The sequence below is a fragment of the Nocardia sp. NPDC051750 genome, assembly GCF_044453135.1.
GTDB lineage: Bacteria > Actinomycetota > Actinomycetes > Mycobacteriales > Mycobacteriaceae > Nocardia.
Window position 1 is genome coordinate 191552 of record NZ_JBITCK010000005.1, and the last position, 20853, is coordinate 212404.

The 20853-nt window shown below is 68.3% G+C and carries 20 protein-coding genes; 9 read left to right on the forward strand and 11 right to left on the reverse strand.

From position 1 onward, the window contains the following. Positions 1 to 21 precede the first annotated feature (21 nt). The 3 genes from ACIA75_RS22655 to ACIA75_RS22665 all read right to left on the reverse strand — a co-directional run bounded on the left by ACIA75_RS22655 (position 22) and on the right by ACIA75_RS22665 (position 2019). Positions 22 to 444, reverse strand: a complete 423-nt coding sequence (locus ACIA75_RS22655; RefSeq protein WP_397107994.1) for a Fur family transcriptional regulator — start codon at positions 442 to 444, stop codon at positions 22 to 24. Between the two features lie 136 nt (positions 445 to 580). Next, the gene (locus ACIA75_RS22660) at positions 581 to 1255 is read right to left on the reverse strand and encodes a 3-oxoacid CoA-transferase subunit B (RefSeq protein ID WP_397107083.1); all 675 of its coding nucleotides are present in this window, start codon (positions 1253 to 1255) and stop codon (positions 581 to 583) included. Next, complete coding sequence (locus ACIA75_RS22665) at positions 1252 to 2019, reverse strand: CoA transferase subunit A (RefSeq protein ID WP_397107085.1); 768 nt, start codon at positions 2017 to 2019, stop codon at positions 1252 to 1254. Before ACIA75_RS22665 ends, ACIA75_RS22660 begins: the two co-directional genes overlap by 4 nt. Before the next feature lie 185 nt (positions 2020 to 2204). Between ACIA75_RS22665 and ACIA75_RS22670 the strand changes: the two genes are divergently transcribed. Both ACIA75_RS22670 and ACIA75_RS22675 read left to right on the forward strand, forming a co-directional pair. Continuing rightward, entirely contained in the window at positions 2205 to 2996 is a 792-nt protein-coding gene (locus tag ACIA75_RS22670; protein WP_397107088.1) for an IclR family transcriptional regulator, read from the forward strand. Positions 2997 to 3177: 181 nt separating this feature from the next. Beyond that, positions 3178 to 3960, forward strand: coding sequence for a tyrosine-protein phosphatase (locus tag ACIA75_RS22675; protein ID WP_397107090.1), 783 nt, complete (start codon positions 3178 to 3180; stop codon positions 3958 to 3960). A gap of 51 nt (positions 3961 to 4011) precedes the next feature. Here ACIA75_RS22675 and ACIA75_RS22680 read toward each other — a convergent pair whose 3' ends face one another. Further along, complete coding sequence (locus tag ACIA75_RS22680; RefSeq protein WP_397107092.1) at positions 4012 to 5391, reverse strand: cytochrome P450; 1380 nt, start codon at positions 5389 to 5391, stop codon at positions 4012 to 4014. A 99-nt stretch (positions 5392 to 5490) separates the two neighbouring features. Between ACIA75_RS22680 and ACIA75_RS22685 the strand changes: the two genes are divergently transcribed. Together ACIA75_RS22685 and ACIA75_RS22690 are read left to right on the forward strand one after the other, a co-directional pair. Continuing rightward, positions 5491 to 6102, forward strand: a complete 612-nt coding sequence (locus ACIA75_RS22685; RefSeq protein ID WP_397107094.1) for a TetR/AcrR family transcriptional regulator — start codon at positions 5491 to 5493, stop codon at positions 6100 to 6102. A gap of 99 nt (positions 6103 to 6201) precedes the next feature. After that, on the forward strand, positions 6202 to 7551 hold the full coding sequence (locus ACIA75_RS22690; protein ID WP_397107996.1) for an NAD(P)/FAD-dependent oxidoreductase: 1350 nt from the start codon (positions 6202 to 6204) through the stop codon (positions 7549 to 7551). Between the two features lie 6 nt (positions 7552 to 7557). Here ACIA75_RS22690 and ACIA75_RS22695 read toward each other — a convergent pair whose 3' ends face one another. The 3 genes from ACIA75_RS22695 to ACIA75_RS22705 all read right to left on the reverse strand — a co-directional run bounded on the left by ACIA75_RS22695 (position 7558) and on the right by ACIA75_RS22705 (position 10507). Continuing rightward, the gene (locus tag ACIA75_RS22695; protein WP_397107096.1) at positions 7558 to 8298 is read right to left on the reverse strand and encodes a hypothetical protein; all 741 of its coding nucleotides are present in this window, start codon (positions 8296 to 8298) and stop codon (positions 7558 to 7560) included. A gap of 318 nt (positions 8299 to 8616) precedes the next feature. Beyond that, positions 8617 to 9399, reverse strand: a complete 783-nt coding sequence (locus tag ACIA75_RS22700; protein WP_397107098.1) for an SAM-dependent methyltransferase — start codon at positions 9397 to 9399, stop codon at positions 8617 to 8619. 58 nt (positions 9400 to 9457) lie between these two features. Further along, positions 9458 to 10507: a hypothetical protein gene (locus ACIA75_RS22705; protein WP_397107100.1), complete on the reverse strand. Its 1050-nt coding sequence runs from the start codon at positions 10505 to 10507 to the stop codon at positions 9458 to 9460. A 197-nt stretch (positions 10508 to 10704) separates the two neighbouring features. On the opposite strand from ACIA75_RS22705, the gene ACIA75_RS22710 reads away from it, so the two are divergent. Beyond that, entirely contained in the window at positions 10705 to 11760 is a 1056-nt protein-coding gene (locus ACIA75_RS22710) for an alpha/beta hydrolase (protein WP_397107102.1), read from the forward strand. A gap of 15 nt (positions 11761 to 11775) precedes the next feature. Here the strand turns inward: ACIA75_RS22710 and ACIA75_RS22715 are convergent, their stop codons facing one another. After that, positions 11776 to 12849 carry an alpha/beta hydrolase family protein gene (locus ACIA75_RS22715; protein WP_397107104.1) on the reverse strand — a complete coding sequence of 358 codons (1074 nt, stop codon included), beginning with the start codon at positions 12847 to 12849 and terminating at the stop codon, positions 11776 to 11778. 253 nt (positions 12850 to 13102) lie between these two features. On the opposite strand from ACIA75_RS22715, the gene ACIA75_RS22720 reads away from it, so the two are divergent. Both ACIA75_RS22720 and ACIA75_RS22725 read left to right on the forward strand, forming a co-directional pair. Continuing rightward, positions 13103 to 13735 (forward strand): TetR/AcrR family transcriptional regulator, encoded by a 633-nt coding sequence (locus tag ACIA75_RS22720; protein WP_397107106.1) that lies wholly within the window; start codon positions 13103 to 13105, stop codon positions 13733 to 13735. A gap of 174 nt (positions 13736 to 13909) precedes the next feature. Further along, entirely contained in the window at positions 13910 to 14986 is a 1077-nt protein-coding gene (locus tag ACIA75_RS22725; RefSeq protein ID WP_397107108.1) for a fatty acid desaturase family protein, read from the forward strand. Positions 14987 to 15013: 27 nt separating this feature from the next. Here the strand turns inward: ACIA75_RS22725 and ACIA75_RS22730 are convergent, their stop codons facing one another. After that, positions 15014 to 15553 carry a hypothetical protein gene (locus ACIA75_RS22730; RefSeq protein ID WP_397107110.1) on the reverse strand — a complete coding sequence of 180 codons (540 nt, stop codon included), beginning with the start codon at positions 15551 to 15553 and terminating at the stop codon, positions 15014 to 15016. A gap of 91 nt (positions 15554 to 15644) precedes the next feature. Next, entirely contained in the window at positions 15645 to 15800 is a 156-nt protein-coding gene (locus tag ACIA75_RS22735) for a hypothetical protein (protein WP_397107112.1), read from the reverse strand. Positions 15801 to 15924: 124 nt separating this feature from the next. On the opposite strand from ACIA75_RS22735, the gene ACIA75_RS22740 reads away from it, so the two are divergent. Further along, positions 15925 to 18291 carry an arylsulfatase gene (locus ACIA75_RS22740; protein ID WP_397107998.1) on the forward strand — a complete coding sequence of 789 codons (2367 nt, stop codon included), beginning with the start codon at positions 15925 to 15927 and terminating at the stop codon, positions 18289 to 18291. Between the two features lie 359 nt (positions 18292 to 18650). Here the strand turns inward: ACIA75_RS22740 and ACIA75_RS22745 are convergent, their stop codons facing one another. Beyond that, positions 18651 to 20300 (reverse strand): TlrC/CarA/OleB/SrmB family ABC-F type ribosomal protection protein, encoded by a 1650-nt coding sequence (locus ACIA75_RS22745; RefSeq protein WP_397107113.1) that lies wholly within the window; start codon positions 20298 to 20300, stop codon positions 18651 to 18653. Positions 20301 to 20591: 291 nt separating this feature from the next. Between ACIA75_RS22745 and ACIA75_RS22750 the strand changes: the two genes are divergently transcribed. Beyond that, complete coding sequence (locus ACIA75_RS22750) at positions 20592 to 20822, forward strand: hypothetical protein (protein ID WP_397107115.1); 231 nt, start codon at positions 20592 to 20594, stop codon at positions 20820 to 20822. The last annotated feature ends 31 nt before the right edge of the window (positions 20823 to 20853 follow it).

Below are 20853 nucleotides of genomic sequence, written 5' to 3' on the forward strand. Positions count from 1 at the left end.
CCTGACGAGTGGTGCGGGCTGCTACCGAAAATGCTGCGATATCGCGCAGTCGGGGCACAGGCCCCAATAGATGACCTCGGCTTCGTCGATGGTGAAGCCGTGATCGTGCGAGGCGGTCAGGCACGGGGATTCACCGGCCGCGCAATCGACATCGGCGATCGACCCACACGCCCGGCACACGACGTGGTGGTGGTTGTCGCCAACGCGCGTCTCGTAACGCGCCACCGAACCGGACGGCTGGATACAGCGGAGCAGTCCGGCGCCGGTGAGGGTGCGCAACGAGTCGTACACCGCCTGGTGGGACACTGCCGCCAGGCGGGACCGCACGACGCGGATGATCGTATCCGTGTCGGCGTGCGGGTTGTCGTGCACCGCGCTCAGCACCGCGACCCGCGGAGCGGTCACGCGCAGCGAAACTCCCCGCAGCAGCTGCTGGAATTCCATGGCCGTATGCACACTCGGAAGTCTCGTCCGTTTTCTGGAATGGGTCAAGGATATGACCGGCGACACCCGCTCGAATTCCCCGGCCCACCCGCCCGGCGGCAGGGAAAACCCCGAGGTTGTAGCCTCGGGGCCGGGCTCAGTGGGTGATCAGGTCGCCGCCCACCGTCAACTCCGCACCGGTAGCGGCCCGCACCTCGTCGACGTTCACTTTCGGTGCCGTCTCGCGCAACACCAGGGTTCCGTCACCGACGATATCGATCACCGCGAGATCGGTGATCACGCGGTGGACGACCGCCTGCCCGGTCAGCGGCAGCGTACAATCCTCGACGATCTTGGGGCCGCCCTGGCGGTCGGTGTGCTCCATGACCACGATGACCCGTTCCGCGCCGTGCACCAGGTCCATCGCGCCGCCCATCCCCTTGACCATCTTGCCGGGCACCATCCAGTTCGCGAGGTCGCCGGTGCGCGAGACCTGCATACCCCCGAGCACCGCGGTCCCGATATGCCCACCTCGGATCATGCCGAACGACAACGCCGAATCGAAGAACGCGGCGCCCGGCTCGACGGTGACGGTCTCTTTGCCCGCGTTGATCAGATTCGCGTCCACGGCGTCCTCGGCCGGGTACGGTCCGGTGCCCAGGATCCCGTTCTCCGAATGCAGGGTCACCCGCACCGACGGATCCAGATATCCGGGAATCAGGGTGGGCAGGCCGATTCCGAGGTTCACATAGTCACCGTCGCGGAGTTCGGCGGCGGCGCGGCGGGCCATATCGTGACGGGTCCAGCCGATCCGGGCGTCGATACCGGTCATGCGCTCGCTCCTGCCGTCTCGCGCGTGGTGCGCTTCTCGATCCGTGTCTGCTGCGGTCCGGTCTCGACGATCCGCTGGACGAAGATTCCCGGCAGATGTACCTGTGCCGGGTCGATCACGCCCGGTTCGACCAGTCGCTCGACCTGCGCGATCGTCACCCGGCCGGCCATCGCCGCCAGCGGGTTGAAATTCATCGCCGCTTTCTCGAAGACCAGGTTGCCGTCGGTATCGCCCAGCGCCGCGTGCACCAGTGCGAAATCCGCGGTGATACCGGTCTCCAGGACGTAGCGCTTACCGCCGAAGTCCCGAGTCTCCTTGGGTGGCGACGCGATCGCCACCGAACCGTCCGGGTGGTACCGCCACGGCAGCCCGCCGTCGGCGATCGGGCTTCCCACACCCGCGGGGGTGAAGAACGCCGGAATCCCGGCTCCCCCGGCCCGCAACCGCTCGGCGAGCGTGCCCTGCGGCGCCAGTTCCACTTCGAGCTCACCGGCCAGGTACTGCCGGGCGAACTCCTTGTTCTCCCCCACGTACGACGCGGTGACCCGGCGGATACGACCGAGACTCAACAGGATTCCCAAGCCGTGGTCGTCGACACCGCAGTTGTTCGAGAAGACCTCGAGATCGCGGGCACCCGTCCCCGCCAGCGCCGAGATCAACGCATCGGGAATGCCGCACAACCCGAATCCACCGACGGCGATCGTGGCGCCGTTTCCGATATCGACAACGGCTTCCGCCGCCGTCCCGGCAATCTTCGTGCCCATGTCCAACCTTCCCGCAGCCCCGAGCGACCATCCATCCGCTCGATCAGTGAACGCATCTCCGCTGCCGATGACACAAACAAACTGGGCTATGAACTGGCAACTCATCCGGCGCCCGCGGCCGGAATTGATCGCTGAGCGAACCGGGTGGACACACGGCGTCCACTGAGTGGACGTACGATCGGCGGATGGACGACAGGCCGCACGTCATCGGACGCGCCACCGCTCTGCTCCGCGCGATCGGCGATCACGAACCGCACGGCGCGTCCACCACGGACCTCGCGCGCGAGGCACAGGTGGCCCGCCCCACCGCGCACCGCATGCTCACCGCGCTGGCCCGGGAGGGATTCGTCGATCGCGACAACGCGACCGGACGCTGGAGCCTGGGACCGGAGATCTACCTCCTCGGCGCGCTCGCCGCCGACCGCTACGACATCACCACCAGTGCGCACGACATCCTCCGTGACCTCGCCCGCGATACCGGCGAGAGCGCGTTCCTCTCGGCCCGGCGCGGCGACGAGACCGTCTGCCTCGCGGCCGAGGAGGGCAGTTTCCCGCTCCGCTCCCACGTGCTGCATCCCGGTATCCGTTTCCCTCTCGGCGTCGCCTCCGCCGGTCTGGTAATCCTGGCCCATCTCCCCGACCGCGATATCGGCGACTACCTGAACCGTGCCGAGCTCACCGCCACCCACGGCACCGCACACGCCACCGAGGCGCTGCGCGAACGCATCACCCGCACCCGCACCGACGGCTATGCCACCAACCCGGGCCTGCTCGTCGAGGGCAGTTGGGGCATGGGTGCCGCTGTCTTCGATCACCGTGATTCCCCCGCCTGGGCACTCAGCCTCACCGGCGTCGAAACCAGGTTCTCCGCCGAGCGGCGCCCGGAACTCGGCACCCTGCTGCTGCACGCGGCCCACCGGCTCACCCGCCGTCTCCGCACCCGCCATCAGCGGACGCCGGACCGTTTCCTCCCCTGAACCACGGCTCGAGGGTCCTCCGTCGATACGCCACCGGCCGGATCACCACATCGCGGCACTGCCGGAGCTCGCTGCGGCCCGCACTTGTCGGACCGGCCCCGGCACTGATTCGGACCACAACAATTCAGCGGCGGATAGATTCGGTACAAAAGATCCCCGGTAGAAACTCTGGAGAATTCGCATGACCGCGAGTGACACACCCTGCATCCGATCGCTCCCGTTGCACGGCGCGGTGAATGCCCGCGACCTCGGCGGGCTGCGTACCGACGACGGACGCACGGTGCGGCGACTGCGGGTGATCCGCTCCGACAGCCTGCACGAGCTCCGTGACGACGATATCTCGTTCCTGCTCGACCGCTGCGGTCTCGCCACGGTCGTCGATCTGCGCGCTGCCGACGAGATCCGGGTCGACGGTCGTGGTGTCCTGCCGGATACCGTCCGTGCCTACCGGCACGTGCATGTCACCGGCGGCAGCAGACTCCGGCTCGACCTGGCCCAGGTCACCGCCGAGGACACCATGTTCGCGCACTATCTCGGCTATCTCGAGCACAGTTCCGCCGCGATCGTCGAGGTTCTCGGCCTGCTCGCCGAGCCCGAAGACCTACCGGCCCTGGTGCACTGCGCCGCGGGTAAGGACCGGACGGGTGTGGTGATCGCGCTCCTGCTCGGCGTCCTCGGTGTCCGCGCCGACGAGATCGTCGCCGACTATGCCGCCTCCGCTGTCAACGCCGACCGCCTGCGCGACCGGGCCGGGCGGACCCGGTCGGTCCGCGACCGGGGCGTGGATGTGACCGGGCTACCCGCCTGGGTGTTCGCCGCCGAAGCCGCGACGATGCACCGTTTCCTCGAGCATATGGACACCGAATTCGGCGGCATCACCGAGTGGGCGACCGCGGCCGGGCTGGACGCCACGACACGGCGGCAGCTGGCCGCGAATCTGCTGGAGACCCCGGGTACCGAGTGACTGCGGGCCGGCCGGTGCAGGCAGGTTCCGGCCGGGCCCGCGACGCTAGGCTCAGTTCTGGAGCAGGGTGATCGGCAGGCCGTCCTTGGGGAACGGCAGCGAGTGGTAGTCCATCGGCGGCACATAGGCCGGGTCGAGGGTCCAGTGGTAGTCGCGCAGCAGCCGGTGCATGATCGCCTTCACCTCGAGGCCGCCGAAGTACAGGCCGATGCATTTGTGCACACCGCCGCCGAACGGCTCCCAGGCGAACCGGTGCGATTTGTCCTCGCGGCGGTCGGGGCCGAAGCGGGCGGGGTCGAAGGACAGCGGGTCCGTCCAGTAGTCCTCCATCAGGTGGGTGAACTGCACGCCCACGATCAGGTCGGTGCCGGCGGGGATGTGCACGCCTTGGATCACGGTGTCCTTCACCGCATAACGCACCAGCACCGGAACCGGGGCCTGCAACCGGAGCGCTTCGCGCATCACCAGGTCGAGGGAGACCAGCCCGTCCAGCTCCGCCATCGACGGTTCGGGACCGAGTGCGAGCGCCTCGTCCCGGCAGCGCTGCTGCCACTCCGGGTTCTGGCCGAGATAGCGCAGGATGGTCGAGGTGGTGATGGTAGAGGTGTCGTGCGCCGCCATCATCAGGAAGATCATATGGTTCACCACGTCGTCGTCGGAGAACCGTTCGCCGTCCTCGGTCTCGACATGGCAGAGCACCGAGAAGATATCGTCGGTCTGCTCGGCGCGTTTGGCGGGCAGATAGTGGCGCAGGAAATCCTCGAGCACCTTGCGGCCGCGATAGGCGCGGCCCCACCGGGTGAACGGAATGTTCGCGCGCACGATCCCGGCGGCGGCCTGAACGCAGGCGATGAACGCCTTGTTGATCCGGTCCATCTCGGCCTGGCTGGTGTCCTGCGCGCCGCCCATGAACAGGTCCGCGGCGATATCGAGGGTGAGCTGCTTGAGTTTCCAGTACGACGGGAACTCCTTGCCCGGCTCCCAGCCGGCCACACCCTGCTCGATGGCGGGATGCAGGCGGCGGGTGTAGGCCTCGAGCCGCGGGCGGGTGAAGGCCTGCTGCATGATCCGCCGGTGCCCGTGGTGCTCTTCGAAGTCGATGAGCATGAGGCCGCGATTGAAGAACGGGCCGACCAGCTCGGACCAGGCCGGACCGTTGGCCAGCGCCTTGTCCTTGTTCTGGAATGCCTCGCCGCAGGCATCGGGCCCCAGCAGCATCACCGCGTTCTTCCCGAGCGCGCGGAACGGCGCCACCGAGCCGTAGCGCTCCCAGCGGCCCCGGCACAGCGCGACGGGATCCTTCGCGTACTCGAAGACCTGGCCGATCACGGGCAGGCCCCGGTCGTCGCGGTGCTGAACCGGGATGGGCCGCGGTGTGACGGCCTCCTCGTGCACCGCTGTCTCGCGTGGTCCCAGGGCTTCGGCCGTCATGGCTCACCTCATGTCGTGTGGCTTGTGTCACGTCCAGCCTGATTCAGGAAGGACATCCTGTCAACCTTTGTCGCGAATCCCCTGTGGCATGCTGGTACCGTGGCCGTGCAATCGGGGGTCTACCGGGGTGTGAGCGCGGCCGATCGCGCCGCCGAACGCCGGGCCCGGCTGCTCGAAGCGGCCCTCACGGTCTGGGCCGACCCGGAAACACGGACCACCATGACCGCAGTCTGCGCCGAGGCCGGGCTCACCGAGCGGTACTTCTACGAGAGCTTCACCGGCCTCGACGCGGCGCTCGAAGCCGTGCTCGACGAGATCGCGGCCGAGATCGAGGAAATCAGCCGGCGGGCCGCCGATGACGCGGGGGCAGAGCCGGAGGCACGGGTGCGCGCATCGATCCGCTCATTCGTCCAGCTGCTACTCGACGATCCCCGTAAGGGCCGAGTGGCCATCGTGGAGTCCGTCGCCATCCCGAAACTGCGGCAGCGCCGGACCCAGCTCCTGCGCCACCTCGCGCATCAGTCGGCACTCGAAGCCCGGGAATTCCTCGGCACACCCGGCCGCAGCGTCACCGCGGACGAGACCGCGGGCCTGCTCTTCATCGGCGGGATGGCCGAACTGGTCACCGCCTGGCTGGACGGCTCCCTGCAGGTGACCGCCGACGACATCGTCGATGCGGCATCACGCGCACTACTCGGCCTGTACCGCTGAGAGCCCCGGACAGAATCCGCGATACAAAGCCACCTCACCGTTTCGGCCGTGAACTTCCGGGAATCGCCTCCGGTAACCGAGACGAAGGAGGCGGTGACTGTGCCGGACCCCGAGGGCACCATCGACAGCAACGCCGGTTCGCGGCGGGTCGTCATTGTGGGCAGCGGATTCGCCGGGTTCACCTGTGCTCGCCGACTCTGCCGCACGCTGGCGGCGGCGGGCGACGATACCGAGGTCGTGCTTGTCACGCCCACCGACTACATGCTGTACACACCGCTGCTGCCGGATGTGGCGGGCGGGCTCATCGACCCCCGGTTCGTGGCCGTCTCGCTGACCGACGCCCTGCCCCGGGTCCGCCTGGTGGTCGCCACCGCCGAATCGATCGATCCGATCCGCAAAACGATCACGGTGACCAGCGAATACCACGGCCCGCGCGAACTGTCCTGGGACCGCCTCGTGCTGACCCCCGGGTCGGTGACCAAGCTGTTCGATGTTCCCGGCCTCGCGGACCACGGACGCGGCCTGAAAACCGTCGCCGAAGCGCTGTACCTGCGCGAACAGTTGCTCCGCCAACTCGAACTCGCCGACCACGAAGACGACCCCGGAGTACGACAGGCGCGACGCACTGTCGTCGTGGTCGGTGCGTCGTACGCCGGCACCGAACTCGTCGCCCAGCTCCGGGCGCTGGCCGACGCCTACGCCGCCCGCCGCGCTTTCGCCCCGTCCGAGATCCGTTTCGTGCTGCTGGATATGGCCGACCGGGTGATGCCCGAGGTCGGCGAGAAACTGAGCGACCAGGTGCTGGCCGTTCTCCGCGACCGCGGCATCGATATCCGGCTCGGCACCTCGCTGAAGGAACTCACCGGCGACCATGTCGTACTCACCGACGGGACCACTGTCCCGACCTATACCGTCGCCTGGGTGACCGGCGTGACCGGGGCGCCGGTCCTCGGCACGCTCGATCTGCCGATGGAACGCGGACGGCTGATCGTCGACGCGAAACTCCGGGTACCCGGCCATCCCGACGTCTTCGCCGGCGGTGACGCGGCCGCCGTTCCCGACCTCACGAAGCCCGGCGAGATCACCCCACCGACCGCCCAGCACGCCACCCGCCAGGGCAAAACTCTGGCCCGTAACGTCGCCGCGAGCCTGGGAATCGGCGTGGCCAAGGCCTACAAACATCGGGATATGGGTTTGGTGGTCGACCTCGGACCTCGCTTCGCCGTCGCCAATCCCCTCGGTCTACGCCTGTCCGGTCTCCCGGCCAAGGCTGTCACCCGCGCGTACCACACGTACGCCGTACCGCGCGGGATCAACCGGTGGGCGATCACCTTGACGTACCTGACCAACGCCGTCACGTCGCGGCCCCTGACCCTGCTGGGCCTGGTCGGCCCCGAAGAGTCGAGCTTCGGCGCCAGCGAAGGCATCCGGCACCACGCGCGAACATGAGCGGCGTCACGGTCCCGCGACCCCGGCCACCACACCGGAGAGCTGCCTGAGAGCCTCCGCGAAGGCCCGCTCCACATCGGCGGTCTGATCGGCCGCACTGCCCCGCGTATGGGCCGCCACCGTGAATCCCGGACCGAAGGACGCCGACGCGACCTCCGGCGGCGGAATATCCGACCAGCCCCATTTGCTGCCCACAACCCCCGGGAGCCGGGCGGTGCCCCAGTTCTGGCGGGTGCCGTCCGCAGCGACCGGTGGTGCCGTGGCCATCCACCCGAGGATCGGCGAGGCCGCGTCGGTCGCCTGTTTCGCGGCGAGGAAGTCGGCGAGGTCGGCCGCACTGGTGGTGGAGGTGTGCCAGCTGGCGGTGGGTGTGGTCTGCTCCAGGCCGTACTCCGCGGCGATCGCACCGATGGCCTGCGGGTACTTCGCGGCGACGGCATCAGCGGCGGCATCGTCGGAGAGGCGGATCATGCGTTCCGCGTGGACCCGGTCTTCCGCGGAACCGTCACCGTGGCGCAGGGCGAAATCGGCCAGGTAGAGCTTGGCCATCGACAGCGCGCTCCGCGTTTCGTCCTCGTTCGCCGTACCCCAGCGGATGCCGTTGGGGCCGCGGAACGAGATGGCGCTGCGCGCGGGCACGCTCTCGACCGGGGTACCCGGTTCCGGGATCGGTTGCGCGGCCGACGGCACCACACCGGAACAGGCGGCGGCGAGCAGGGCCGTCAGGACCAGGATCCGATAGCTCATTCCCGTCTCCTCCGTAACACAACGCTGGACGCCCGCGACCGACTCGGGGCGCGGCCCGTCGGCTCGAAGGCCGGCGCAGGGACCCGCCTCCCGCAACCGTGACCATGCGGGTTGGGCGGCGGGACGGAGACTCCTTCCTGCTCGGACCACGGTCGGCCGATCGGATGTACCCCGCCCGCCGGTTTCGAACACCCCGGAACAGGCCGGCGGTGGCCACGACCGGGAACCGACGCGCAATCGAGACCACCGCGGGAGCCCACCCCGGACCGAGATGCTGTCACCGAGGCCGGAGACGGCGCCGGGCCTGGTAGCAGGTTCTCAGTTCTTCCGGCCGACCGCTCCGTAGAGCACCAGTTTGGTTTCCGGGAGGTCGTCGGCGAGCCACTGCTGCAACGGGACCACACCGGGCTCCAGGTTCTCGAAACCGTCCAGGAAGGAGGTCACCTGGTCGAGAGATCGGTATCTGACCTGCGCGGAGGTGTTCATGGCGTCCTGCGAGGTCCGCGCGATGATCTCCGGGTGACTGATATCGGCGCCGTGCGTGAAGGCCAGATAGCTGCCGGGCGCCATGGCATCGCGATACCGCGCGACGAGTTCGGCGGGATGCTCGTCGTCCATCACGAAGTGCAATACGCCGACCATCGTGATCGCCACCGGCTGGGTGAAGTCGATTCCCGATTCGGATTCGAGCAGTTCGAGCAGCCGGTCGGCGTGGCGTACATCGGCGTGCAGCGCTGTCACCGCGGGATGGTTTCCCATGAGCGCATTGCAGTGCACGAACACCACCGGGTCGTTGTCGACATAGGCGACCCGGGCCGTGGGATCGGTCTCGTGCGCCACCTCGTGCACATTCGGTGAGGTCGGGATGCCCGAGCCGAGATCGATGAACTGCCGCACCCCGGTCGCCCCGGCGATCCGGACCGCTTCCAGCAGGAAGTTGCGGCTGAACCAGGCCAGCGATCTGGTTTCCGGGGCCACCTGCAGGATGCGATGGGCGAACTCCCGATCGACGTCGTAGTTGTCCTTGCCACCGAGCAGGTAGTCGAACACGCGCGCCGAGCGCGGCTCCTGTGGAGCCACGCCCTCCGGTACGCGTTTCATCTCCGCCACAGCACCTCCGATCGTCTGCCACGGTGGGCGGCGAGTACACGGTCCGGGTTCACGCGGGCGGTTCTCCTGCCGCGAGTCGTTCGGCACGAGCCATCAGCGCGTCGGCGATATCGCGGGGACGGCGGCCCAGCCCGCAGGCGGTGGCGACACCGTCGAGCGGGCGCCCGAGCGCGTTCTCGACCAACGACAGCACCTTCCGCTGTTGCTGCTCGGAGGGTATATCGTGCACCAGCCCCGCGTAGAACGCGGTCCCCGCGCCCAATGCCAAACCGCTCAGGGGCGCATAGAATTCCGGCCGTCCCGGCGGCGGAATATCACCCGCGGCAAGTGGTGCGTGCACGAATTCCAGGGGCCGGCCAGGGGGCCACTGCCGGACGATCGCGTTGGCCAGGTCCACCAGCGGCCGGGTATCCCGCAGGGTGGCCCGTGCTTTGTTCCGCAGGCTGCCCAGGCACAGGTGCACCCCGAACCGGGTGCCCTCCGGCGCCGCGGCGGCCGTCGCCGCTATTCCGCGGGCCAGCCCCAGTGCCCGGTCGGCCAGTTGGTGTCCCGGCTGCGCCGTCGCCATCAACACCAGTTCGGCGGTGGCCTCGAGCTGGATCACGACGTCCTGCCCGGCGAGTTCGTGGACAGCGGCGATCTCGCGAACGGTCGCGCCCGCGAAGGCATTCCGATATCGCAGCACACCACCGGCCCCCAGCGCGATGAAGGCGAGAGTGAAATCGGTGGGCATGCCGATCTGCAGCGACATCCCGGACAGGCGACGGGCCGCGCGCAGCTCCGCGAAAATCGGTAGCGCCTCTTCGGTTTCCTGCCGGTACCCCAGTTCGATGGTTTCCGCGGTCAGCGCCCGGCCACGCGGCACCCGGTAGCGGGTGCGGTCCCGGCTCGTCCGCCACTCCCGGGGCTGTTCCACCTCGAGGACACCTTGCGTCACCAGATCCTCGATGATCGGCCGGATATAGAACTCGTAGCGGCGCGTCTCGCCGGTGGGCAGCGTGCGCAATCGGGTACCGGCGGCGTCGAGCATGGCCCGCATGGCCGCATCGGTACTCTCGGCCGGAAAACTTCCGACGAAATGTACGGCCCGCCTGGTCACCTCCCTGATCCTACTGGGCACATCCGGCCTGCGCCCCTCCATCGGCCACCCCCTGTCGAAGCGCAATTCGAGCCGGGCATTCGAGTAAAGGTGGGCGACAGTCGATATCGCGACAATGCCGTCCCGCACCTCGCCGCATCACGGTCGCCGTGCCACCCGTTGCGCGCCGGTGGACCCCCGATTAAGGTCCCGATCCGATGACTGCACACGCGCCGCTGCCCGGCCGCCCGCACGGAATACGTCGCGCGCGCGCCGCCGCACGAATCCTGGCCACCGCAACGGCCCTCATGGCGGGTCTGACACCCGGAGTCGCGCAGGCCGGCGAACCGGAACCCGCGCGCTGCGAGTCGATTCCCTTTACGGTGCGCGCCGGCGGCACCCTGGCCACCACGCTGTGCCGGCCGGCCGGGACACCGGCCGATACGGTCCTGGTGCTGATGCCGGGTTCCAACTACAACCACACCTACTGGGATTTCCCGCACGCACCGGAGACCTACAACTTCCGCCGCGCGATGAATGCCGCGGGATTCGCGACGCTGGTGATCGACCGGCTCGGTACCGGCGCGAGTAGCCGGCCGGCCAGCACGGCCGTCACCGCGACCGGCGATGCGCAGGCCCTGCACGAGATCATCGGCGCCCTCCGCGCCGGCCTGGCCGGCACGCAACCTTTCGATACCGTTGTCACCGGGGGCCATTCGCTCAGTTCCGGTGTCGCCGTGCTGGAGGCGACCACCCATCACGATGTCGACGGGGTCCTGCTCACCGGGTACTCACACGGCCTCAACGTGCCCGGCGCGCTAGGCGTGATCAGCACGTATCAACCCGCCGACCGGGATCCCGCTTTCGCCGGCCGCGGTTACGACACTGGATATCTCACCACCCGGCCGGGTACGCGGGAGCAGTCGTTCCACGCACCCGAGACCGCCGACCCGCAGGTCGTCGCGGTGGACGAGGAGACCAAGGACGTTTTCGCCGCGACGGAGTACCCGGACGGCCTGGCCTCGACCCTGCCGCCGATGTCCACGGAGATCACCGCCCCCGTACTCGTGGTCAACGGCAGCGCCGATGTGCTGTGCAGCGAGGTATGTGCCGATACCGCCACGCTGCAGGCGGCCGAAGCACCGCATTTCTCGCCCGCCGCACGCCTGCGCACATTCGTCCTGCCGGGCAGCGGACATTCGGTGAATCTCGCCCGCAATACCGGCGAGTACCAGGCCGTGGTCCGGGAGTGGATGGACTCGATCACCGGCTGATCGGTGGGCGGCCGGCTATCCGAGGTTCTCGGCGAACCAGTCGTAGACCAGCCCCGAGGTATAGGGGACGTTCCCCACACCGCAGTGGTCGGCGGCGCCCTGCCGGGCAGTCAGCTCGACGAATCGCTTGTGACCCGTCACCAGGTCGTGGAACCGCCGGGCCTGTTCCATCGCCACCGCTGTTTCGCCGGTCGCGGCCAGACTCAATGTGGGACAGGCGATATCGCCGGCCAACCCGTCCAGGGTGAATCGCGCGGCATGGGTAAGGAACTCCTCGGGTCCCGATACTCCGTGGTGCCACAGAACGTAATTCTCCACATAGGCCCGCGAACTCCACGGCGCGGCCCGCAACTCGTCCTCGACACCGGTGGTTCCGGCCGCCGTGCCCAAGATGATTGCCGGCAGGTCGAGTATCGGGGCGTTACATGCCAGCGCCCGGATCCGCCGGTCGTGGACCGCGGCGCGGGGCGCCAGATAGCCCCCGAAACTCACTCCGTACAGACCGATCCGAGCCTCGTCGACCTCCGGTCGAGAGGACGCATAGTCGACGACGGCGGCGAGGGGAACCTCGGCGTCCGGGCGGAAGCCGAGTTCCGGATGGTAGAGCTGCAACCCGCGCTGGCCGGGGCCATGGAAGGTCAGCACATTCAGTCCGCGGGCCAGCGCTTCCGGGACACCGGCCAGAAAGTACATTTCCTCACCGGCTCCGTCCTGCCCACCGTTGACGACGACGGTGGCCCGGGGTTCGTCGTCCGCCGCGGCACGGAACAGATAGCCGGGCAGCGAAACTCCGTCCCGATAGGGCACGTCGATCTTCTCCGCCGGGAACGGCATCAACGGGAGTGCGGTATCGAATTGCGCAACGCTTTCCGCGTATCTTTCTCTTCGCTCGTCCAGCAGATGCGCCGGGAAGAAATATTCCGCGGCCCGCAGATAGTTGTATGCACGCAGCGAGGCACTCAGCGCGGTGGCACGGCGCCCGGATTTCCGCGCTTCCGCCGCGGAATCGGCGACTCGCCTGCCGAGCTCGGTCCAGCAGTCGATATAGCCGGCCCGGGTTTCGCCCCGCGCCGCCACTTCACGCGCCACATGAAGCACCTCACCGAGCGTTGCGCCTCCATAGGGAGCTCCCGCCGCCGTTCGCACGTACTCGGCATGCAACGCCCTGTCTCTGCTGAACTCCGACCGGCCGGTCGGAGAAACTACTTCTTCGGACACCGGAACCCTCGCTTTCCGATTCGTTTTCCCCCGATACACCCGAGCGTAGGAACGGCCTAGGGTTGGCGTCATCCGACAGAATTCACTCTGTGTCGCAGAGACAACAGACGAGCGGAGTTGTCGCATGAGCCAGGATCCCGGCGACCGGCCCGATATCCGGGTGCGGCGCACCCGGGCGCAGCTGCGCTCCGCACTCCTGAGCCTCGCCGGCGAGCGCGGGTATCAGAAGGTGACCGTGGGTGATATCGCCGAGCACGCCATGATCAACCGGGCCACGTTCTACCGTTACTACGAGGACAAGGACGACCTCGCCGCGGATATCCTGGTGCACGCCGCCCGCAGTACCGGCCGGTCGTCACCGATCACCGGCGGCCCCCTCGATATGACCGCGCGGATCGCGAGCGGTGCGCTGTTGTTCGACCACATCGCCCAGCACGACCGGCTCTACCGGCCGCTCCTGGCCTATCCCCGCAGCAGGCGGTTCCTCATCCGGGCCAGGAGCCTGCTGGGTGATCTGGTCCAGGAGCGAATCGACGCCGTGCCGAAACCCGCGGAACGGCTCATGCCGGAGGAGATGGTCGTCACCTTCGCGGCCGAACTCTTCCTCGGGATGGCCGCGTGGTGGCTCGAGAACGGCACCGCCCACTCCTCGCGGCAGATGTCGACCTGGTTCACCCAGTTCCTCTTCTTCGGATACTTCAATGTCCTCGGCCTCGACGACCTGCTCCCCCGGCCACCACACCGGCCCGGACCATGAGATACCGGTCCGTCCGATCCACCGCGGCCGGATCGGCACAATTCCCGGACCGGGCGGAGGTGCCACGGACCCGGCGCAGGTACGCTGAGCGCATCAGTCGACCGTGACGGTCGGCCGGCGGCGGTCAGCGTGATCCACCGGCGAAACGACACCTGTGCACAGATCGGTTACCACATGACGGCAAACGCCGCCGAATACGACGTACCCGCCGACCGGATCCGGACATCGAAACCCGCCCGCACCACCGACTACTCCGTGCTGTTGCGGCAGGTCCGTGACGCGGGCCTGCTGGACCGGCGGCCGGGGTATTACGCCTGGAAGAGCGCGGTCGTCCTGCTCGCCCTGGTGGCCGGCTGGACCGCGTTCGTGCTGATCGGCGATTCCTGGTGGCAGCTCGCCACCGCCGCCTTCCTGGCCGCGGTCTTCGCCCAGTTCGCCTTCCTCGGTCACGATGCCGGGCACCGGCAGATCTCCGGCCGCCGCAGCACCGACTTCCTGCTGGGGCTGGTGTTCGGGAACCTGGCGATCGGGGTCAGTATCGGCTGGTGGACCAGTAACCACAACCGGCACCACGCCCATCCCAACACCGAGGATGCCGATCCGGACATCATGGGTGTGCTGGCCCATTCGAGTCTGCGCGCCCGTGCGGGCCGCGGGGTGCGCCGGCTGATCTTCCGCTACCAGGGCTGGCTGTTCTTCCCGCTGCTGCTCCTGGAGGGCTGGAGCCTGCACTTCGCGGGTGTCCGGGCGCTCGTGAACCGGTCCATCCCCCGGCGCCGGCTGGAAGCGGCGACGCTGCTCGCACACGCCGCCGGATATCTCGCGATCGTCTTCTTCGTACTCCCGCCGCTCCAGGCGGTCGTCTTCATCGTCGTGCACCAGGGTCTGTTCGGGCTGTACATGGGATCCACGTTCGCGCCCAACCACAAGGGTATGGAAGTGCTGCCCGCCGGTGACAACACCGACTACCTGCGCCGGCAGGTACTCACCTCGCGCAATGTCCGCGGCGGGCCCGTGGTCGACACGGCGTTCGGCGGTCTCAACTATCAGATCGAGCACCATCTGTTCCCCTCCATGCCGCGCCCCAACCTGCGCCACGCCCAGCCGATGGTCGCCGAGTACTGCGCGGAAATCGGGGTGCCCTACTGCGAGACCGGTCTGGTCGCCTCCTATGCCCAATCCGTCGGCCACCTCCATGCCGTCGGGCGCAGCATCGCCCGGCCCGAGCCCGTTCCGGCCGGCCGCGGATAAACCGGGCTCCGACAGCGGGCCCGGCCGCTACCCGTCGTCGCGGAGGGCAAGTTCCTGCCGGGTGAACCCGTCGCGGGCGACCGACGGCGGAACACTCGACGAGGACTCCTCGATCCGGCCGGAATCGCCGATCAGGAATATGGCCCGCCCCACCGGGATGTCCAGGAAGGCCAACGGGTCGCTTTCGTCGATCTCGACCGGCGCATAGACGGACCACCCCACGGAAAAACGTTCGGCCTTCAGTCCTTCGGTCGGATAGTCCAGACCGTGCGCTCTGATCCACAGGACCACCCGGGAGATCGCCTCGGTCTCGTCCATCCGGCCGGCAGCCGCGGTGGCACGTTGCCGTTGCTCGTGCTCGGCTTCGAGTTGGGTCGCCAGCGCCTCACGTTCGGCCTGATGACGCGCGAGCAACTCGGCGCTGTAGGCGCCCCAGGCGGCATCCTCGGCATCCGTCATGGGGATTTCGCCGAATTCGGGATCCGGGTGGGCGTCCAGAAACCGCTTGTGCAACTTGCCCATTTCCCGGCTGTGCCGGCGGTTGAGCTCGATCCGTCGCGGGTCCATCGCAGCACCGATCCCTTTCTCGCGGAAGTACACACGCCCACAGGTGTGCGTGGACGCCAAGTCCGCCGATGCTAGCGCAGCGCCACCAGAGTCATCGTGCCGCCGGGGCCGGTACGGGCCCCGCGACCGTGCGGCCCGAATAGACCACGGCGAGACCGGTGACCTCCAGCAGCGGAGCCGGCGCGGCCGCTTCCTGTTCGGCCGGGTTCGCCGCAAGGGCCGAATCGGCGTCGAGGTGCCGCAGCACAGAACCGGCGGTTGGAATCGCTGCGATTTCAACTACTCGGCACGGTCGTGAGCAAACGTAATATTTTCCCGGCTCGAGCGGGAAATGTTTCTCCGTGCCGAGATGTTTCCCGGCCTCCGCGGGAATGTGCCACCACGTGAAAGGAACTGCCACCGTGCCGGATTCGAGTATTCCCGCCGACGCACGAGGATATGAGGGGTTCGGCGGGCATATCGCGCGGACCAGCGCGGAGTCCACGCCGTGGTGGGCGCCGGAGCCGAAGGCGCCCGCCGGTGCACCCAATATCGTGGTCGTCCTGATCGACGATATGGGCTACTCCGATATCGGCCCCTTCGGCTCCGAGATCGCGACGCCCAATCTCGACCGGCTCGCGGGCACCGGGTACCGGCTGTCGAACTACCACACCACCTCCGTCTGCTCCCCCGCGCGGGCGGCGCTGCTCACCGGACTCAACCCGCACCGCGCCGGATACGGAACTGTCGCCAATTCCGACCCCGGCTTCCCCGGACTCCGGCTCGAACTGGCCGACGATGTCCTGAGCCTGCCGGAGATCCTGCGCGCCAACGGGTACGCGACGCATGCCGTCGGCAAATGGCATCTGGCCCGCGACACCAACCTGGCGCCGGGACGCACCCGCGACTCCTGGCCGCTCCAGCGCGGATTCGACACCTACTACGGGTCGATCGAGGGGATGAACTCCTTCTTCTATCCGAATGCCCTGATCGCCGATAATTCCGTCGTCGATATCGAGGAGTACCCGGCGGACTACTACGTCACCGACGACATCACCGACCGCGCCGTCGCACAGATCAAGAGCCTGCGCGCCCACGACGCCGGCAAACCGTTCTTCCTCTACTTCGCCCATATCGCGATGCACGGCCCCCATCAGGCGAAACCGGAGGACCTGGCCAAATACCGCGGCCGGTACGCCGAAGGCTGGGACGAGGTCCGGCGCAACCGGTTCGAGGCGCAGAAGGCGGCGGGTTTCTTCGCACCGGATACGGCAATGGCCGAGCGCAATACCGAGCCCGGTTTCGACGCCCCGCCGTGGGACGAGTTGAGCGACGAGGAGCAGCAGCGTTACGTCCGCTACCAGGAGGTGTACGCGGCGATGGTCGACAGCATCGACCAGAGCGTGGGCAGAATCCTCGACACCCTGGACGAACTCGGCGAAGCCGATAACACCATCATCGTGTTCACCTCGGACAACGGCGGTACCGCGGAGGGCGGCGCGGCCGGAACCCGCTCGTACTTCAGCCAGTTCGTGCACGGGCCGGTACCGCAGGACTGGGTGCGCGATGTACCCCTCGACGAAGAACTCATCGGTACCGACAAGATCGGCGTCCACTACCCGCGCGGCTGGGGCCAGGCCTCCAACACACCGTTCCGCTTCTACAAGGGGCAGACCTTCGCCGGTGGGGTGCGGGTACCGTTCCTGATCTCCTGGCCCGCCGGACTGCAGCGGCCGGAAGGCGACAGCGGACTGCGCAAGCACTACTCCTACGTCACCGATATCACGCCCACACTTCTCGATCTCGCCGGGCTGCGGACGCCCACCCATCGGCACGGCCGACCCGCCCAGGAACGGGACGGCGTCAGCATCGCCGAGGTACTGCGCGATGCCACGGTGCCGACCCCGCATTCCGAGCAGTACGCCGAGTTCGGCGGTCACCGCGGGTTCTACCGGGACGGCTGGAAGCTGCTCTCGCTGCACACTGATCCGGCCCGGGTGGACGATCCGCAGTGGCAACTGTTCGACGTGGAATCGGATCCGGCCGAAACCACCGATGTCGCTCACCTGTTCCCCGAGAAAGTACGCGAGCTCGCCGCAGCCTGGGACCGCGCTGCCTGGTACAACACCGTCTTCCCGCTGCTCAACGACCGGCGGGCGGGTGGCCGGCGCCCCGACGAGCGGCGACTCGCCCAGCCGGTGAAGATCCTCGCCGGAACGCCGCCCCTCGAGCGATACCGGTCGAGTGTGCTGATCCAGTACCGGGACTTCACCATCGACGTGGTCACCGACGAGATCTCCGACGGCACGGAGGGCGTGCTCGTCGCCCACGGCGACCCGCACGGCGGATACATCCTCTACGTGGAAGACGGGCAGCTCGTTTTCGCGCTGAACAGCTACGGCCGCGTAGCGCGCACCTCGGCGCCGCTGCCCGCGGGCGTGGTGGGTGTGCAGCTGCGGGCGACCGCCACCGAAACAGTGCGGTGGAATTTCGTCCTCGCCGTCACCGACACGGCCGGGAACACCACCGATATCGCCACCCTCGACAACCAGTTCCAGTTGGTCGGTATGGCGCCATGGACCGGTATCTCGGTCGGAGTCGACGCACGCGGCCCTGTCGTCTGGGACCTCCGCGAGCGACGCGGACCGTTCCGTTTCACCGGCCGCCTCCGCTCGGTGACCTATACGCCAGGCGAAGTACGCGTCCCTGCCCCGGTCATCCGCGAGGTGGAGGAACTCGCGGAGGTGATAGCGGACTGAGAAACACGCACCATCGAGTCCCACTCCACTCCGGTGGCCACGGTCGCTCCCCCACCACCCGAGCCGGGGCCACGTGACTCCTTCACCATCTGTGCAGGAGCCGCCGGCGCTATCCAGCGCCGTTCATTCAGCGACACGACAGCGCAGGTCACGGTCATATCCGATGCGGAAATGCTATAACCCTTCGGCCGGATACGATCACGCCCCTCCGTGGCCTACCAGCAAGGACCCGTCACCGGCGCCATTTCCGCGGCACCGGTTGTGGCGACCACGAGACCCGCGAAGCCACGGCAGTGGATCCGGAGATCCACTCGCTCGTCGACGTGGGCCTCCGCAGTACGGAGCCACGTCCACCGACCTCATGCCGACCGCGCTGTTGGGCCGGCACCCGAACACACCCCCTCCTGCACCTCGAGCCGGGTACCCCGGAAGCGTTCGCGGATCCGCCGGTCGTGGGTGACGACCACCAGCGCGCCCCGGTATCCGATCAGCGCCTCCTCGAGCTCTTCCACCAGCGCCGGGGAGAGATGGTTGGTCGGTTCGTCGAGCAGCAACAGGTCGACCGGATCGCTCACCAGGCGCGCCAGTTCGATCCGCCGGCGCTGCCCGTAGGAAAGGTCACCGACCCGCATGCCCAGATCGTCGGGCCGGAACAGGCCCAAGCGCAGCAATTCCCCGGCGTATTCCTCCGGATGCCAAGGGCGGCCGTCGGCGAACGCCTGCAGCACGGTCATCTTCGCGGGCCACGGAACCTCCTCCTGTCGTAGAAATCCGACGCGGCCGCGAACCCGCACCGAACCGCTGTCCGGATCCAGTTCCCCGGCCAGCAACCGCAACAGCGTGGTCTTACCGGCACCGTTGGGCCCGGTGACCAGCAGGCGCTCGCCGGCGGCAAGGGAGAGATCCCCGGCCGCGAGCCGGTCGGCGACCCGCACACCGGTCAGCTCGGCCACCGGCCCGTCCGGAACCGGCGCCTGGTTGTCCAGTTCCGGTGTGAAACTCAACGGGTCCGGTGGTGCGGCAACCGGGTTGCCGGTGAGCCGCTCGAGGCGTTCCTTCGCATTGCGGATACGCCCGCGGGCGCCGTGGTCGCGCCCGCGGGCCCGGAACGGCCCGGCCGCGAAGACCGCCAGCGGCAGTTTTCGCGGAATAGCGTCCAGCCGGGCACCATTCGATTCGGCCAGCCGGCGATTACGGGCCAGCTCCTCCTTCCATCGTTCGTATTCCTCGGCCATCCGCCGCCGTTGCGCCGCCTTGGCACGCAGGTAACCGTCGTAGCCGTCGCCGAACCGGGCGATCCGCCCGTCCGCGACCTCGAGCACCACGCTGGTGATCCGCTCCAGGAACACCCGGTCGTGCGTGACGGCGACAACGGTGCCGCGATGGCCGCGCAGATACTGTTCGAGCCAGGCCACCGCGGCATCGTCGAGGTCGTTGGTCGGTTCGTCGAGCAGCAGCAGCTCCGGTGCGGCCGCCAGCGTCGCCGCGAGTGCGAGCCTGGACCGTTCCCCGCCGGACAGCTCGCCCAGCAGCCTGTCTCGCGCCAGACCCGGGAGCCCGAGCCCGGCCAGGGCGATATCGACACGTCGATCGGCCTGGTATCCGCCGCGGGCCTCGAACCGGGTCAGCAGGTCCGCATAGCGGCGCAGCACCGGCTCGAGCGCGCCACCGGCACCCAGTTCGGCTTCCGCACTCCGCAACCGGGCTTCCAGGTCGCGAATATCGGCCAGCGCCAGGTCGATCGCGTCCGCGACGGTCGCGGTGCCGGGCAGGTCGAGTGTTTGCGGCAGGTAGCCGATCCCGCCTGGTGCCGAGACACCGACCTCGCCGTTATCGGGCAGTTCGCGCCCGGCGAGCAGTCTCAGCAATGTCGATTTCCCGGACCCGTTGTCGCCGACGACGCCGACCGCCTCGCCGGGTTCGATCGAGATCGAAACCCGGTCCAGGACGGTGCGGTCACCGTAGCGTTTGCTGGTTCCGGAGAGGGTGAGTTGAGCAGCAGTGAGCATGAATGTCCTCCTGTTCTCGGCCCGACGGCCGCGATCACGGGAACCCACACACGCCGAGAGAACCGGCGGGACCGGTGAACGTGGTGGGGGAAGAACGCGGAGGCCCACTCGGTAGATGAGGGCGCTCGACGCGTCGGGACGTGATTACAGGAAGAACAACAAAGTACCCATGAGGGGCACGACATTATCGACGGATGACCGCGCTGTCAATCGCTATTCGACGCGTGCACACCGGCTCGCGGCCCGGATCGGCAATCGACGGTGCCCGGCGCGGACCTATGCGCTGCGCAGATGCTGATGCGCCCAGGTCTCGAAGCTGGTGAGCGGAATCCCGAGAGCGCGTGCGTATTCCGGCCGGGCCGCCCCGCAGAGCTGAAGGTCCGGCTCGTGCACGGCCCGAGCGTCCACGACCGGGCCCAGGAGAACAACGCCGCCGGGGAGCGCCGCCGGGCCGCGCAGTACACGACCGGCCGCCCGGCCCTCGACCGTTTGATCGCGTCACTGCCCGGCTCCCGGGGTTGAACCCGACGCGGACGGTTCGACCGGCGCCGGT

What these genes read in the sequence shown, in the direction of transcription:
- ACIA75_RS22655 (WP_397107994.1), bottom strand. Translation starts at nt 444, where the DNA reads ATGGAATTCCAGCAGCTGCTGCGGGGAGTTTCGCTGCGCGTGACCGCT.
- ACIA75_RS22660 (WP_397107083.1), bottom strand. Translation starts at nt 1,255, where the DNA reads ATGACCGGTATCGACGCCCGGATCGGCTGGACCCGTCACGATATGGCC.
- ACIA75_RS22665 (WP_397107085.1), bottom strand. Translation starts at nt 2,019, where the DNA reads ATGGGCACGAAGATTGCCGGGACGGCGGCGGAAGCCGTTGTCGATATC.
- ACIA75_RS22670 (WP_397107088.1), top strand. Translation starts at nt 2,205, where the DNA reads ATGGACGACAGGCCGCACGTCATCGGACGCGCCACCGCTCTGCTCCGC.
- ACIA75_RS22675 (WP_397107090.1), top strand. Translation starts at nt 3,178, where the DNA reads ATGACCGCGAGTGACACACCCTGCATCCGATCGCTCCCGTTGCACGGC.
- ACIA75_RS22680 (WP_397107092.1), bottom strand. Translation starts at nt 5,391, where the DNA reads ATGACGGCCGAAGCCCTGGGACCACGCGAGACAGCGGTGCACGAGGAG.
- ACIA75_RS22695 (WP_397107096.1), bottom strand. Translation starts at nt 8,298, where the DNA reads ATGAGCTATCGGATCCTGGTCCTGACGGCCCTGCTCGCCGCCGCCTGT.
- ACIA75_RS22700 (WP_397107098.1), bottom strand. Translation starts at nt 9,399, where the DNA reads ATGAAACGCGTACCGGAGGGCGTGGCTCCACAGGAGCCGCGCTCGGCG.
- ACIA75_RS22710 (WP_397107102.1), top strand. Translation starts at nt 10,705, where the DNA reads ATGACTGCACACGCGCCGCTGCCCGGCCGCCCGCACGGAATACGTCGC.
- ACIA75_RS22720 (WP_397107106.1), top strand. Translation starts at nt 13,103, where the DNA reads ATGAGCCAGGATCCCGGCGACCGGCCCGATATCCGGGTGCGGCGCACC.
- ACIA75_RS22725 (WP_397107108.1), top strand. Translation starts at nt 13,910, where the DNA reads ATGACGGCAAACGCCGCCGAATACGACGTACCCGCCGACCGGATCCGG.
- ACIA75_RS22730 (WP_397107110.1), bottom strand. Translation starts at nt 15,553, where the DNA reads ATGGACCCGCGACGGATCGAGCTCAACCGCCGGCACAGCCGGGAAATG.
- ACIA75_RS22740 (WP_397107998.1), top strand. Translation starts at nt 15,925, where the DNA reads ATGTGCCACCACGTGAAAGGAACTGCCACCGTGCCGGATTCGAGTATT.
- ACIA75_RS22745 (WP_397107113.1), bottom strand. Translation starts at nt 20,300, where the DNA reads ATGCTCACTGCTGCTCAACTCACCCTCTCCGGAACCAGCAAACGCTAC.
- ACIA75_RS22750 (WP_397107115.1), top strand. Translation starts at nt 20,592, where the DNA reads ATGCTGATGCGCCCAGGTCTCGAAGCTGGTGAGCGGAATCCCGAGAGC.